At 64.6% G+C, this 15,064-nt stretch carries 11 protein-coding genes; 6 read left to right on the top strand and 5 right to left on the bottom strand.

The window, feature by feature from the left end:
• Positions 1–153 precede the first annotated feature (153 nt).
• The gene (locus tag OKW26_RS13790) at positions 154–942 is read right to left on the bottom strand and encodes an IclR family transcriptional regulator (RefSeq protein WP_429353950.1); all 789 of its coding nucleotides are present in this window, start codon (positions 940–942) and stop codon (positions 154–156) included.
• Positions 943–1,083: 141 nt separating this feature from the next.
• Here OKW26_RS13790 and OKW26_RS13785 point away from each other — a divergent pair, with 141 nt between their 5' ends.
• From OKW26_RS13785 to OKW26_RS13765, 5 genes are all read left to right on the top strand, one after another.
• A complete protein-coding gene (locus OKW26_RS13785) occupies positions 1,084–2,358 on the top strand; it encodes an aromatic ring-hydroxylating dioxygenase subunit alpha (RefSeq protein ID WP_184071569.1) in 1,275 nt (424 codons plus the stop codon).
• Between the two features lie 105 nt (positions 2,359–2,463).
• Positions 2,464–3,246 (top strand): SDR family NAD(P)-dependent oxidoreductase, encoded by a 783-nt coding sequence (locus tag OKW26_RS13780; protein ID WP_429353949.1) that lies wholly within the window; start codon positions 2,464–2,466, stop codon positions 3,244–3,246.
• A 14-nt stretch (positions 3,247–3,260) separates the two neighbouring features.
• The gene (locus tag OKW26_RS13775; protein WP_429353948.1) at positions 3,261–4,223 is read left to right on the top strand and encodes a PDR/VanB family oxidoreductase; all 963 of its coding nucleotides are present in this window, start codon (positions 3,261–3,263) and stop codon (positions 4,221–4,223) included.
• A gap of 92 nt (positions 4,224–4,315) precedes the next feature.
• Positions 4,316–5,575 (top strand): MFS transporter, encoded by a 1,260-nt coding sequence (locus OKW26_RS13770; RefSeq protein ID WP_429353947.1) that lies wholly within the window; start codon positions 4,316–4,318, stop codon positions 5,573–5,575.
• Positions 5,576–5,682: 107 nt separating this feature from the next.
• Positions 5,683–6,789 (top strand): porin, encoded by a 1,107-nt coding sequence (locus OKW26_RS13765; RefSeq protein ID WP_187613122.1) that lies wholly within the window; start codon positions 5,683–5,685, stop codon positions 6,787–6,789.
• Between the two features lie 36 nt (positions 6,790–6,825).
• Here the strand turns inward: OKW26_RS13765 and OKW26_RS13760 are convergent, their stop codons facing one another.
• The 3 genes from OKW26_RS13760 to OKW26_RS13750 all read right to left on the bottom strand — a co-directional run bounded on the left by OKW26_RS13760 (position 6,826) and on the right by OKW26_RS13750 (position 12,210).
• Positions 6,826–9,423 carry an ATP-binding response regulator gene (locus tag OKW26_RS13760; RefSeq protein WP_429353946.1) on the bottom strand — a complete coding sequence of 866 codons (2,598 nt, stop codon included), beginning with the start codon at positions 9,421–9,423 and terminating at the stop codon, positions 6,826–6,828.
• 16 nt (positions 9,424–9,439) lie between these two features.
• Positions 9,440–10,672: a hypothetical protein gene (locus OKW26_RS13755; protein ID WP_429353945.1), complete on the bottom strand. Its 1,233-nt coding sequence runs from the start codon at positions 10,670–10,672 to the stop codon at positions 9,440–9,442.
• A 296-nt stretch (positions 10,673–10,968) separates the two neighbouring features.
• Positions 10,969–12,210 (bottom strand): phospholipase A, encoded by a 1,242-nt coding sequence (locus tag OKW26_RS13750; RefSeq protein ID WP_429353944.1) that lies wholly within the window; start codon positions 12,208–12,210, stop codon positions 10,969–10,971.
• 251 nt (positions 12,211–12,461) lie between these two features.
• Here OKW26_RS13750 and OKW26_RS13745 point away from each other — a divergent pair, with 251 nt between their 5' ends.
• Complete coding sequence (locus OKW26_RS13745) at positions 12,462–12,728, top strand: hypothetical protein (protein ID WP_429353943.1); 267 nt, start codon at positions 12,462–12,464, stop codon at positions 12,726–12,728.
• Between the two features lie 256 nt (positions 12,729–12,984).
• On the opposite strand, the gene OKW26_RS13740 is transcribed toward OKW26_RS13745, so the two are convergent.
• Positions 12,985–14,988 carry a VTT domain-containing protein gene (locus OKW26_RS13740; protein WP_429353942.1) on the bottom strand — a complete coding sequence of 668 codons (2,004 nt, stop codon included), beginning with the start codon at positions 14,986–14,988 and terminating at the stop codon, positions 12,985–12,987.
• Positions 14,989–15,064: the final 76 nt, after the last annotated feature.

Raw genomic sequence — 15,064 nt, 5'->3', positions numbered from 1 at the left:
CCCTCCGGGCACATCACACTCCAACCTCGTGAATGTCGAACTGCGTGCCATCCGGCTGGTTTCGGCTTCAGCCCTGAATCAGCGGGAGCCTGAACAAAGCGTCGACCTTTCTGACGACGCTCCCGGCGTTGGCCAGCGCCTTTGAGGCCGATTTCACCGACGTGCCGTACCCGGCGGCCGTCCAGTTTCCCCTCGATGCCCAAGCGCACGCGACAGATTGCCCACCTCGCGCTTGAGCAACTCCGCGAACTGCGCGACGCGCTCATCGGTTACGCGCACGCTCGGCCCGAAGATGCACACCGAACCTGCCACCTGGTTCGCGCCGTTGAAGAACGGCGCGGCTACCGCGACTGCGCCGGCGATCAGCTCGTGATGGCTGGTACCGAAGCCTCGTGCGCGGACCGCGTCGAGATCGGCGGCTAGCGCCGCGACGTCCTGATCCGGATCGGTCAGATAGCGCCGCAGATCGTCCTCCGACAGCGGCATCTGCGAAAGAATCGTGCGGCCGCTCGCGCCGAGCACGAGCTTCTCGCGATAGCCGACCCCGCGCCGGAAACTCAGCGGCTGCGGACTTTCCAGTTCGGCCACGCAGATCCGGTACGTCCCCTCCGGCACGAACAACGCGACCGTCTCCGATGTCGCTTCCCAAAGCTCACGCAGCATCGGCTGCGCGAGCTGCGCGATCGTATTGTTCGCCATCCACGCGTGCGCGAGCTGCGCGACCGAACTGCCGAGCCTGAAGCGTTGCGGCTCGCCCGACGAGGCGAGAAAGCCGTTCTGTTCGAGCGTATTCAGCAGGCGGTACAGCGTCGGTCGGCTCAGGTCCACGCGGGTCAGCAGCTCCGCGACGGTCAATTCTTTGTCCCCGGGTCGGAACGCCAGAAGAATTTCTAGCGCCCGTTCGACGGCCCGCACGTTTTCGTGCGGCTTTTTTTCTTCCATTTGAAATTTCCTTTCTGCGGCGGTCCGCGTCGATTGCACATTGTAGTGAAAGTCCCTAGCCGCAAGAACTTGACGTCGATCAATCTGTCCGTACAATGAGACTACATTCTCATACAACGGACAACAGGATTCGGAGGAATGATGGACAAAAACATGTCGGAAACTCTGGTTCGCACTGGCCCAGGCACGGCGATGGGCGATCTGATGCGCCGCTACTGGGTGCCGGTGCTCCTCGCCAGCGAAATCGCAGAGCCTGATTGCCCGCCGGTGCGCGTGCAGATCCTCGGCGAAAAGCTGCTCGCTTTTCGCGATTCCGACGGCCAGCCGGCGCTGATCGACGAGTTCTGCTCGCACCGCGGCGTGTCGCTGTACTTCGGCCGCAATGAAGAGAACGGCATCCGCTGCTCGTATCACGGTCTGAAATTCGACCGCAACGGCAACTGCGTGGAAGTGCCGTCCGCGCCGCAGGCGTGCAAGCACATGGGCATCACCGCGTATCCGTGCATCGAACGCGCGGGCATCGTGTGGGCGTACATGGGGCCGAAGGACCGCCAGCCGGCGCCGCCGGATCTCGAGTGGTGCAATCTGCCGGAGAGCCACGTGTTCGTCTCGAAGCGGCTGCAGGAATCGAACTACCTGCAGGCGATGGAAGGCGGCATCGACACGAGTCACGTGTCGTATGTACACCGCTACGAAGTCGACGAGGACCCGATGCATCAGGGCACGAAGGCACTCGACTACATCAAGGCGGACGGCAACGTGATCTTCGAGATCGAGAAGCAGCCGTTCGGCCTCACGCTGTTCGGCCGCCGCAACGGCGAGCCGGATTCGTACTACTGGCGCGTCACGCAGTGGCTGTTCCCGTGGTACACGCTGATCCCGCCGTTCGGCGATCACTCGCTCGCGGGCCACGTATGGGTGCCGATCGACGATCACACCTGCTGGGCGTGGAGCATCAACTTTCGCCCGGACCGTCCGCTCGACGAGCAGGAACTGGCCGACCTGAACGCCGGCAAGGGCATTCATTGTGAGTACGAGGAGGGTGGCACGTTCCGGCCGAAAGCGAACAAGGACAACGACTACCTGATCGACCGCCAGGCTCAGAAGGAAAAGCGCGCGTACTCGGGCGTGTTCGGCTTCGCGATGCAGGACGCGTCGCTGCAGGAAAGCATGGGTCCGATCCAGGATCACAGCAAGGAAAAGCTGCTGCCGACCGACCGCGCGATCGTGATGGCGCGCCGCATGATGTACGAGGCGGCAACGGCGCTGGTGCCCGACACCGATCCGCCCGCGATCGACGCCGACCAGCAGCGCGTACGTGCTGCCGGCGTGCTGCTGCCGCGCGATCAGAAGCCGCAGGAATGGGCGGTGATCCATCTGCACGACGGCAAGGACCAGCCGATCTACTCGATCTGATGCACGGCGGCGCCAGACTCTGGTCCGGCCCCGCGTGTCGTCGTCTGGTCCGACTGGACCTTCTGCCCATTCCGCAAAAGGAGGCCGGCTGCGCGCCGGTATGCAATGCAGGAACGTAAAAGACTCGAGGACAAGGTCGCGCTGATCACCGGCGGCGGAGGCGGCATCGGTGCCGCGACCGCGCGCGTGTTCTGCGCGGAGGGCGCCGCGGTGGTGCTCGTCGATGCGAACCCGGAGGCGCTCACGCGCGTCGCCGACGAACTGAAGGCGGCTGATCCGTCCGCGCGTGTCGAGACGTTCGCGGCCGACGTGTCTCACGACGCCGATGCGGTGCGCGCGGCGCAACTCGCCGCCGATTCGTTCGGCCGGCTCGACGTGCTGGTGAACAACGCGGCGATGCGCAACTACAGCGCGCTCGCCGACGCGACGCCGGCCGAGTGGCAGGCGATGGTGTCGGTCAATCTGGTCGGCACATCCAACTATTGCAGGGCAGCGCTGCCGTTCCTGCGTCGCGCGGGCCGCGCGAGCATCGTCAACGTGTCGTCGTGCTACGCGGTGACCGGCCGCAAGGGCATGGGCCTGTACGACGCGACCAAGGCCGGCATGCTCGCGATGACCCGCACACTCGCGTTCGAGGAGACCGCGAACGGCGTGCGCGTGAACGCGGTGTGCCCGGGTTCGACGCTGACCGAATTCCACATGAACCGGGCCATTGCATCGGGCAAAAGCGTCGAAGTGCTGAAGACGCAACGCCAGGACACGTCGTTGATCGGCCGTTGGGCGTCGCCCGAAGAGATCGCATGGCCGATCCTGTGGTTCGCGAGCGACGAGGCTTCGTACATAACCGGCACGACGCTGATGGTCGACGGCGGCCTGTCGGCGATGTGAGCGGAGGAGGTGGCATGAACATGACCGATTCCACGCTGATGGTGCGTGTCGCCGCACGACGCGACGAAGCCGACGGGATTGCCGGCTTCGAGTTCGTCGACATCGACGGCCGCGACCTGCCGCCGTTCGAGGCGGGCGCGCACATCGACGTCTACGTGCCCGGTGGGCCGGTGCGGCAGTACTCGCTGTGCAACGCGTCTCGCGAGCGTCACCGGTATCAGATCGCGGTGTTGCGCGCCGCCGATTCGCGCGGCGGATCGCAGCGCATGCACGACGAGGTGAACGAAGGCGACGCGATTCGCATCGGCGTGCCACGCAATCACTTCCCGCTCGCCCGGCATGACGCGAAGCCGCTATTGCTCGCGGGCGGCATTGGCGTGACGCCGATTCTCTGCATGGCGGAGCAGCTGGCGGCAATGGGCGCGGCGTTCGAAATGCATTACTGCGCGCGCTCGAAGAGCCGTGCGGCGTTCGTCGAGCGAATCGCCGCGTCGTCGTGGGCGGACAGCGTCCAATACCACTTCGACGACGCGCACGGCATGCTCGATCTGAATGCACTGCTGACGGACGCCGTCGCGGACCGGCATCTATATGTGTGCGGTCCGCAGGGCTTCATGAACGCGGTGCTCGACACGGCCCGCTCGCTCGGCTGGAGTGACGAGCGTCTGCATTACGAATACTTCGCGGCGGCGCAGCCGTCGGGTGATGGCGCGTCGTTCGACGTGCGGCTCGCGCGCTCGGACCGCGTCGTGTCGATTGCGGCCGATTGCACGGTCACCCAGGCGCTCGCGGCGGCGGGCGTCGACGTGCCGGTGTCGTGCGAGCAGGGCATTTGCGGCACCTGCGTCACGCGGGTGCTCGAAGGCGAACCTGACCACCGCGACCTGTTCCTGTCGCCAGAAGAGCAGGCCCGCAACGATCAGTTCCTGCCGTGCTGTTCACGCGCGAAGTCGAGGGTGCTCGTGCTCGATCTGTAACCGTAATCGCCGGCCCGGCCGCCAGGCGCGGTCGGCGCCATCCATCAGAAAGAAAACGGGCGGCCGCTGGCACGCCCGGCATCGGAGGAGTCATGGAGAAGAATCTGGCGTCGTCGGAGGGTATGGCCGCGAGCGTCTGGACCGGGAACGGTGCGAGGGCGGCGAGTAGCGCCGACACGAGCCCGTATCGCTGGGTCGCGCTGTTCATCGTCTGGGCCGCGTTTCTGCTCAGCTATGTGGTCCGCGTCGCGTGGAGTACGGTGGCCGCGCCGGTCGGCGCGTCGCTCGGCATCGGCGTGTCGATGCTCGGTGCGTTCGTGACCGCGTTTTATGCGGGCTATGTGATCGCGAACGTGGTTGGCGGCATGCTGACCGATCTGCTCGGCGGTCGCGCGATGCTCACGCTTGCGCTGCTGCCGCTCGGCGTGCTCACGTTCACGTTCGGCTATACGCATTCGCTCGCATTCGGCATCGTGATTCAGGCCGCGATGGGTTTCGCGGCGGGCGCCGACTACTCGGCCGGCATGAAGATCATTCCCGCATGGTTCACGCGCGACCGTGGCCGCGCAATGGGCCTCTACACGACCGCTACGTCGCTCGCCGTCGTGATCGCGAATGCGGTCGTGCCGTCGTTTTCCGCGCGGCACGGCTGGTCGAACGCATTCCATATGCTCGGCATCGTCACGTTCGCGTGGGGCATCGTCACGTTGCTGCTGCTGAAGAACCGGCCTTCGAACGAAGCGAAGCCCGCGCGCAACAGCCTCCAGGAAATGCTGGGCCTGTTGCGCAACCGTAACCTGATCGCGCTGTCGATCGCGGGCTGCGGCGGGTTGTGGGCGACCGTCGGCTTCGGTGCATGGGGCAACGCACTGATGACGCGCCAATACGGCATTGCGCCGATCGTCGCCGGATCGATCGTCGCCTCGTTCGGCATTGGCGCGGTGATCGCGAAGCCGACGCTCGGCTGGATCTCTGACCTGCCTGGTGTGTCGCGGCGGATGATGTCGATCGGCTGCCTGATCGCCTTCGCGATCGCGCTGCTGGTGTTCGGCTACTGCTCGACGGTGCATCAGTTCTATCTGGTCGCGCCGATTCTCGGTGCGTTCTCGTTCGGCTATCTGCCGGTGCTGATGGCTCAGGTCAGCGACGCATCGGGCAAGCGTCTCGCGGGCGCGAGCGCCGGCTGGACCAATGCTATCTGGCAGTCCGGCAGCGCGGTGTCGCCGATGGTGGTCGGCTCGCTGTATGGCGCGAGCCATTCGTTCATGCTCGCGCTCCTCACACTCGCGATCGGACCCGCTATCGCGGTCATCGCGATGCTCTTCGTCGACCCGCACATCGCACGCGAATGACCGATTCTCCGGTAGCCGACGCGGCCCCGCGCCGGCTACCGCGACGACAGGGGTCGAACGATAACTAATCCGCATCACAAAACAACTCACTTTCCAGCAGGAGATACATGGTGAAGCACAAGCCTCTCGCCAGGCCGTCGAAGGTCCTTTTTGCATGTGGTATTGGTATCGGCATCAGCGGCGCGGCGCATGCGCAGTCGTCGGTCACGCTCTATGGCATCGTCGACTCGGGGGTGACCTACGTGACTCACGCTGTCACGTCGCAGGGATCGTCGGGCACGCAGGTCGCTCTCGGCACCGGCAACCGGCTGAATTCGCGGTGGGGTTTCACGGGCAAGGAAGATCTCGGCGGCGGACTGCGGGCGATTTTCACGCTCGAATCGGGCATGTCGATGAACACCGGTGCCCTTCAGCAAGGAGGGCGGCTGTTCGGCCGGCAGGCGTTCGTCGGACTCGAATCGGACCGCTACGGCGCGATGATGCTCGGCCGGCAGATGACGCCGATGTATCGCTACTTCCTCGCGCTCGACCCGCTCGGTTATTCGAGTTACGGCCTTTCCGCGCAGGACGCGCAGTTCGTCGGTCGCGCGGATAACGCGGTGTCGTATCTCGGCCATGTGGGACCATTCGAGCTGAATGCGCTCTACAGCCTCGGCTATGACGCAGTCACCTACAACGTGCCGGTGGCGGGCTCGTTCCGCGTCGGCAAGCAGTACGACATCGGCGGACGCTATGTGCAGGGGCCGCTGAATCTGACGTTCGTGTACGAGCAGCGGCAAGGCTCGGCCATCGCGTCATCGGGCGACAGCGAGCGCCGCTACGTGGCCGGCGGTTCGTATCAGATCGGCAAGGCGACGCTGTACGGCGGCTACGAATTGCTGCTGAACGACGTCCGGTCGACGCTCGCCGCATCGCCGCCGCAGTCGATGGCGTTCGCGGGCGTGCGCTACAGGGTGGCGCCGGCGCTGGACCTCGCAGCCGCGACTTACTACCACGCGTATCGCCAGGTCGACGCGCACGCATTGAGCACCGGTGTCAACGCGGACTACTGGCTGTCGAAGCGCACGGCGCTGTACACCGACATCACGTATGTGATCAACAGCTCGAAGGCCGCGCTGAGTGCGACGGGGTGGGCGACTTCGGTCGCGACGACCACCGTGAAGACCGGCGCGAACCAACTCGCTGTTGCGGTCGGCGTGCTGCACAAGTTCTGACTTGACGCTGCAAAGAGGGCGACCTAGGCCGCCCTCTCAATCGCTCAGTGCGTCGCGATGATCGCGCCGCCCTTTCGCCGACGCGTAATACCGCTGCAAGGCGTCGGTCGAGCGCGCGCCCAGCGCGCGGATCTGGGCGTGCCAGTCGGTTTCCACTGGCCACTCACCGGCGATCACGCGCGGATAGATCTGCCGTGCGTAGCGATGCAGTGCCTTCGCGCCGATGTTGCCGCTGACGCCAAGCAACGCATGCAGGCTCGCGTGCGTCGCCTTGATATCGACGGCCGCGCTGTTGCCTGCGAGGCGCACGACGAGCGAGCGAATCTGTTCGATGCCGTTCAGGAACGATTCGTCAAGCAGATCGAGCGAGACCAGTTCCTTGAGGTGCGCTTCGTCGAGCAGGCTTTCTTCAGCGATGGTGGCGGCCGCGGGCGCGTTCGCAGTGGGGGGCAATGCCACCGGCGTCGCCGCAAAATCCGTTTGCGCGGCTCCGCCCGCGGTTTCCGTGATTCGTTGTGGAGCGTCCGCAACCAGCGCGCCGCGTGTGCCGAACTGCCGCGCGAGACATGCGTACAGCGAGCCGGCCTGCACCGGCTTGATCAACACCTCGTTGATCCCGGCGGCAACGCAGGCCTGCACCGCTTCGGCATCGGTGTGACTGGTCAGCGCAATGATAGGCAGCGTCGCGTAGGCATCGGTGCGCGCGCGAATCGACTTCGTCGTCTCGATGCCGTTCATGCCCGGCATGTTCACGTCCATCAGGATCGCGTCGATGAAGCCGTCTTCGTGCAGTTTGGTCAGCACCGCCTGACCGTGGTCGGCCTCGACGACGCTCGCGCCGCAGCGCTCCAGATACGCCTTCGCGACAAGCCGGCTGTAGGTGTCGTCGTCGGCGATGACAAAGGTTCTGCCGGCGAAGACATCGGGCAGTTCGCCCGGCTGATGATGCGCACCGTTGTCGAAGAGGGTCTGCAACGCGGTGAGCAGCTCCTGCACACTCGACGTCTTGCTGATGATCTCGTCCATGCCGGCGCGCCGCGCGCGCAGTCGCACCGCGATGCCCGGTTCGGCGGTATAGGCGGCGATCAGCACGTTGCGGTTCGGGCAGTCTCTGTCGGCGCGGAGGCGCTCGGTCGTCGTGTAGCCGTCCATCGCGGGCATGCTGATGTCCATCAACACGAGGTCGTAGAGCGGCGCGCGCCGCAACGTGGCGAGCGCAAGCTCGCCGCCCGACGCCTCGCTGACATAGGCGCCGGCCTGCGTCAGCACGCGGCGGGTGCGCGCGCGCAGCGTGTCGTCGTCGTCGACGACGAGCACGCGCTTGCCCTTGAACGCCGGCATCGCCCGTTCGAACAGGCGCCGCTCGTGCTCCTCGACCTCGTCGGCCGCTACCGGTGGAAAGCGCAGCGTGAACGCGGTGAACTTGCCGAGTCCCGATTCGCAGTCGATGCTGCCGCCGAACGCGCGCATCGCGCGCTGGCAGTACGCGAGCCCGAGCCCGGTGCCGCCCGAGTTGCCGGCCGTGCGAAACGGCTCGAACAGATGCTGCAGGATCTCCGGCGCGATGCCGGGGCCGGTGTCGCGCACGATCACCGAGTCGCGGTCGACGGTCAATGTGAGTGTCGCCTGCGGATACGCGACGATGTGATGCAGCGCGTTCTTGATCAGGTTGAACAACGTGAACAGATAGACCGTCTCGTCGACCTTGAACACGAAGTCGCGCCTGACGACGACGCTCACCTTCGCGCGTTCCTTGTCGTTGTCGAAGCCGTATTCGGCGAGCGCCTTGCGCGTGGTCGCGCCGGCATGGAGGTAGCTGAGACTATCCGGGCGGATCGATTTCGCGGCGACTTCGTCGAGCGTCATCGCGATGATGCGCAGGCCGCGCTCGATCGACAATTGCCCCTGCGCGAGGTGGTTGTACATCAGCGAGGCCGTGCCGTCGGTCAGCGTCGGCGCCGCGCCCGCTTCGGTCGCCGCGGGCAGCGCTTCCTCGACGCGGTCGAGCACGTGCCGCAACTGGCTCAGCGGATTGCGCATCTCGTGCGCGATGGACCCCGCGAGCGCCTGCAACGCGCGGTTCTTTTCGACGAAGATGCGTCCCTTGCTGATCGCATGACTGAACGCCATGCTGCACAGGACGACCACCGGCAGCAACGCGAGATTGGACTTGTCCTGCGCGCTCAGAACGACCGGCGTCGGCGCGCTCAATACGCCGGCGAGCCCGCCGGAAAACACGCCAATACCGATGCAGGTTATCAGCAGCAGGGGGTTGTCGATACACAGCGCCAGAATGAAGATCATCATGACCTCGGTCATCATCCACATCGTGGAGAAACCGTTTCTGACGGTCAGAAACGTGCAGACGAACGGCAGCACGTAAATCAGACAGCAATGCCAGTAGATCAGCAGCGCGGGGTTGTAGCGCCTCGGCCAGCGCGCCTGGAACAGCAGTGGAACGCAGACGGCCGCCGCGCTGAGCCGCAGCAGCAGGTTGTCGTAAGGCTGCGGAAGGATGTAGGTCCAGACGACGTAATAGATGGGGTGACACAGGAGGCCGAGTGCGCCTCCCCATCGAATTGCGAACCTGCTTCGTTCCAGCATATCCCGCATGCTTTCGCGCGGTATCGCCATCAGGCCTCCGAGTTCATTAGGAACCCATCATTTCATGCGTATTGAATCGCTGTGATTCGACGCCTTCGGCGAGCGAATCGCCGTTCTTGCCGTGAAACGGTCCGACCGAAAAGCCATACTTCTTCAGCAGACCATGAGTATAAGAGACCGACCACACGGGCGGGCTGCCAATGATGAAATCGGAGGCGATACCTTCCTGCCATGCCGAATAGCCTTCGGCGAAGCAGGTATAGCAGTCGCGGGTGGATGGCAGCCTGAACGGGAACGCGGTGTCGAGTCCGGCGGGCCCGCGCGCGAAGCATTCAATATAGAGCGTATGACCGCGAGAAGCGAGTTCCGCTGCGACGCTTGCCGCGCGCGGATGCGAGTCGTCGATCCAGAATTGCGCGCGTTTGAGATCGGCCGCGCTCAGGTAAGGCACGCTCGTGCTGCTCGCGAGAATCGCGCCGTCGAAGTCCGGCAGCGGCGTGTCCGGGCTGAACGTATGCACCGAGACTTTCGATTTGCCGAGCAGGTCCGACGCGAGCAGCTCGTTCGCCTGATCGATCAGCAGGTTGATCTTGTCGGGCAGATCGATCAGCACCAGCTCCTTCGGCGCATCCTTGTAGAGCAGATACTTCGCGACCGTCGTGCCGAGCCGGCCGGCCGCGCCGAACAGCGCGAGCTTCGTGTTGCCGAGCTCGAGGTCGAGCTGTTCGCAGCAATGGATCGCCCAGTCCTTCAGCATCGCCGCGGTCGCCGCGTGGCCCGTCGTGATGTGAGGCGGCTTGACCGGCCGGGGCAGCGCGCCGTAGTTGCACGCGTAGGGCGTCGACGCGCCCATCGCGACCATGTTCAAGCCCGCCTTTCGGGCGAGCTCGAGCGCCGGAAAGAATTGCGTCTCGCGAAAGCGCTTGATGCCGCGCGGGCTGCCGAGCCACATTTCGAGCGGCACCGGGCAGGCGATATTCGCGCCGATCACCTGCGCGCCCGAATAGATCGGCGATGCGATGAAAGGCCTGGTTTTCCACAACTCCTCTTCGAACGATTCGCTTCGTTCGCGAACGTTGTGAAAAGAAAATGAAAGGGTTTCCCAATCGGTCGCGTGGAACAGAAAGCCGACTCCCCCCTGACGGGCCGGCAGGCTATCCCGGATCTGTTCCGGGTGAATTTCGTGCTTGAGCGCAAGCGGTGCACTATTCCGATGCAAAAGAAGTCCGGTTGGCTCGTTTGAAACAGGCGACACGTCTTTAAGGAGAGCGGTTTTCATTGGTTTTTCCGTGGTTTTGATTAGACGCTGGAAAAGTCAGCGCGCGGCGTGGCCAGCCGGTTGGACCGGCGACCCTTCAACTCTAGAGAAATCCACACTGATATGCCCGTCTGTTCGTGCACACAGCATTCACGAGCGGTCCATAACGGGTTGCCCGCCGGGTGGAGGGCGGCTTTGGGCAAACTTTTGAAGGATTACGGCAGAAGTTTCGATGTATTACGGCGCGTCGTGGGCCGTCATCGAATCGAAAAGGGCCGCTCGGCGGCCCTTTGCTTGCATGCCGGGCGAATTCCGGATTAGCGTGTGATGCTATAGCCGATTCGCGCAATCCAGCGATGCTGGTTGTAGTCGAGAATGTCCTCGCCATAACCGCTGAAGAAGCCGAGCCACAGATAACCGCCCCAGCGGCTATTGATCAGCTTCGCCAATGGATAGGTGAACTGCGTATCGACGCTGCCTTTGCCGCCTTGCGTTCCTTTGCGCAGCGTCGTGTCCAATTGCGCGCCGTCGGGGCTGCCGTAGATGAACCGCAGGTCCACGTAGCCGCGGTAGTCGGCGATGTCGTGGTTCTCGCCGGCGATGTGCGTATAGTAATAAATCTTCGGCTGGATGGTCAGATGGTAGCTGTGGATGTCGCCGAAATCCCAGATCGGCTTGAGGAACACATAGTCGACGCCGCGCGATTCCGGACCGTCGCGTCCATTCGATTCGTGTTCGTAGCCGGCCATCACGCCCATTCTGCTCCACCACGTGCTCTTCCAGCCGGTGTCTTCGAGGTAATAAAAGAGTGCCGGCATATAGCTGGTGTCGCGGAACGGCGCCGAGTACTTCTTGAGATCCCACAGCGAGGTTTGCGTATAGGCGAAGTACAGGTTGTCCGCGAAACCACGCGAGCGCGGGTCGTCCGGAACGACGAGGCGGAACTTGAAGCTGAGCTGGAATTTCGCGAGGGACTCGCTACCGCCGCCATCGGCGAAATACATCGGTTCGAAGGCGGAGAAGCGGCTCAGGAAAGTGTTGATTTGCGGCACGGGCGCATCCGGTCGTGATGGCGCGGGCGACGACGCGATCAGGCTCGTCGACGACGGTGCGCCGCTCGCGGTGCCCGCCGCCGTTGCTCCATTGGCGCTCCCGGCCGACGCGAGCGCCGCGTCCTTGCCGGAGCGCGGCGGACGCGTCAGCAGCACGTACGATGGCGACACGTCGAGATCCGGCACGTCGATCTGCATCGCGCCGCGCGCCCATTCGGGCCACGTGCCGGTATAGCGCACTGCCTTCAGTTCGCCGGCGGCGAGCTTCAGATGCTCGGGTGCGCCGCGTTCGCGCGTGAGCGCGAGCCGATGCGGTACCACGTCGGTATTGCTGATCGCGATATTCAATTGCGCCGGCACGTCGACTTCGGTGCCACCGGGTTGATCGCCGGCATAGACGATCGTCACTTCGAGTGGACTGCTCGATAGCGCTTCGCGCGGCGGACGCAATACGGAAACGCCGGCGACGCTATACACGGAGTAGCTGCCGAGCACCAGCGCAGTCATGCAAAGCGATAACCGGGGGAGAAGCCTGGAAAGCGAGCTGGAAACGGAGCCGGAAAGCGGACTTGAAGATAATCGGGAAACACGCGAGCGGTGGCTGCGAACGGCGGACTGGCGGTCTTTCCTCACGCGAGACATCGATCGATTCCGCACACGAAGCTCCTGGTGGTCTACGAGTTCAGGTCGCAAAGAGACGATAGCGTTAATGCGTGCAATTGGGTAGAAAATCGCGGCCGCCGTGTTTCATTGCGGAAATGGCGACGCATGCCGGTTCCCGCTATCTGGCGTTCTGCTCATTCTGCCAGTGCGATTACGGATTGCGTGAGTGGAAAAATGAATTAGGAGCGCTATCGGTGCAAATAGCGGGGGGAAGTGGGGATAATGCCGGTGTGTCGTTGCATTTGCGCAACGAAGGCTTAAATGTCAAATCGATTGTCATTCGCGACCCGGTGTATTCCCGCGGTCGCCTCAGTCATTTCCGTTATGGCAATTGCGCGTCAATTGGCGATTCGCTTTCGTGACAATTCGTTGCGCGGCCAATGCGGCGACTGAATGCTTTCTTCAATAGGCGAATTTCCGGTATTGCTCCGGCGCGCTTGCATTGTCGAGTTCGCTCACGCGCGGCATATGGCGCAGCAGGCGTTTCGCCCGTGGCGCCAATTGCTGATAGACGGCGCCGGGTACGTCGATGTGGACTTCCGAAGCGGCCCACGGTTGTCTCCTTTATCGAATCGTCTGGGGATGCCTGAGATACCTGAAGTTGCCTGGATGTGCAGCTCATTGCCTCGGCGAGACCAGCAGCGACACCGGCACGCCGTGACAATCGACCTCCGCGAGAACCGTCGCGCCGAGCTCGGCGCCCGACCTGGTGGGCGCGTCGAACGGGCTCGCGTCGTGATCGATGCGCAGAATGTTCAGCGGCCAGGAGGGCCGCGTCAGCCGCTCGTGCGCGAACGCGCCGACCCACAGCGGCGCCGCGGAGGTGCCGTTGTCGACCGCGTAGCCGCTCGGCCAGAAGCGAAGCACGTAGCGTTCCTCGCGCGAATTGCCCGGTCGCATGAAGACCAGCGACGACGGCACGCCATTGTTCAGCTTCGGCAGCACCGGCAGCGACACCGCCGCGACGTCGGGCGAAGCGAGCGACAGCAGGCTGTGCGCGGACACGTCGGTGCCCTCGACCCAGCCCTGCGCGCGCAACTGCTCGCGTATCGAAGCGGGCTCGGAGACCCATTGCAGCGTCAGCGGCTCCTTGCGATCGCCGCCCATGTCGGAGCGAAAGCACGGCAGCCGCTTCCACCCGGAGAGCTTCCACTGCGTCTGCGTGAACTGCACGGGGGGTGGTTGCGGCGCGCCGTCCGGCGGCGTCGGCATTGCGAGGCCGAGCTGCAGGCCGACACTGAGCGCTACGACCGCGAGCACCACGAGCGGCATGAAACGGCGCGGCGGCGGCGGCTGCGGATGCCTCCAGATCGCCGTCAGCGCAATCAGCGCGACCCACACATACGCGAGCGCCGCGCCGCCGATCGCGTCGGACACCCAGTAGCGGCCGAAGTAGACGCCCGCGAGCGCGACCACGATCACGACGATGATGCTGGCGCCGGCAACCAGCACGCCTCCGAGCTTACCGATCCGGCGCGCGAGCAGAAACGCGAGAAAGCCGTAGATGATCACCGTCGCGGCGACGTGATTGCTCGGAAACACGAAGTGGCCACTCATGAGTTCGTTGGGCGGGGCGCGGCGCATCGCGAGTTGCAGGCCGAGAATCAGCAGCTGCGAAAACACGACCGCCGCGAGCCAGTAGACGATCGTGCGCCAGCGCCGCTCCCACACCATCCACAGGGCGACCGTGACGACCAGCGCGAACAGTGTGATGCCGCTGCCGAGCGTCGCGAGCGCCGCGAGCAACGTGTCGCCCCACGGCGTGCGTATCGATTGCAGAAAGTGATAAACGGACAGGTCGATGGTCGTCAGCGGATCGCCGCTGACGACGTCGTCAAGGATCCCGAAGAAAAGCGCGCCGGCCACCAGCACGATCAGCGACGTCGCGAGCAGGTGGGTCGCATCGGGCGTGTCGGGGTCGAGCATGCGGCGCGCGATGCGGCCGAGCGGACCCGGATGGCGGCATGCCCAACTGCCGAGATGACGGCCTGCCGCGCTCGACCAGGCATTCGCGTGCGACACCAGAAACCCAGCGCCGCGAAAGCTGAGCCACACGATGCACGCCAGCATCGCGATGATCACGACGAGCCGGAACGACACCGCCCCCGCGAGCAGCACCGACGCGCCGAACACGACGCCGGGCAGGATGTGCGCGGGCGCCCACAGCAGCGCGGAGAGCACGTTGATCGAGAGGAAGCGCAGCGGCCGCATGCCCATCATGCCCGCGACGACCGGCACGATCGCCCTCAGCGGGCCGATGAAGCGGGCGAGCACGACGCTCTTCGCGCCATGCTTCAGAAAGAAGCGCTGGCCCGCGTCGAGTACGCCGGGGTGTGCGCGGAACGGCCACAGCGTGACGATGCGCTCCCTGTAGCGAGCGCCGAGCCAGAAGCTGGCGCCGTCGCCGGCGACCGCGCCGACGATCGCCCACACGAAGACCCAGGCAAGGCTCAGCGAGCCGGTGCCCGTCAGCGCGCCGGCGAGGAACATCGCGGTGCTGCCGGGGACGAAGGTGCCGATGACCGCGATCGCTTCGAAAAAAGCGGCGAGGAAAACGACCGCGAGCATCCACGTCGAGTGGCCGGCGAGCAGATGCAAAAGGTGGATGTAGGCGTGCTCCATCGTGCGCGATCGGCCGTTCGGGCGTAACGATCGATCATAACGCGCACGGACACGCCGTGGGCGCGGGCGGGAGCGG

It is taken from the genome of Paraburkholderia sp. 32, assembly GCF_050435345.1.
Classification (GTDB): Bacteria; Pseudomonadota; Gammaproteobacteria; order Burkholderiales; family Burkholderiaceae; genus Paraburkholderia; species Paraburkholderia tuberum.
This window is presented reverse-complemented; position numbering and strand designations above follow the sequence as displayed.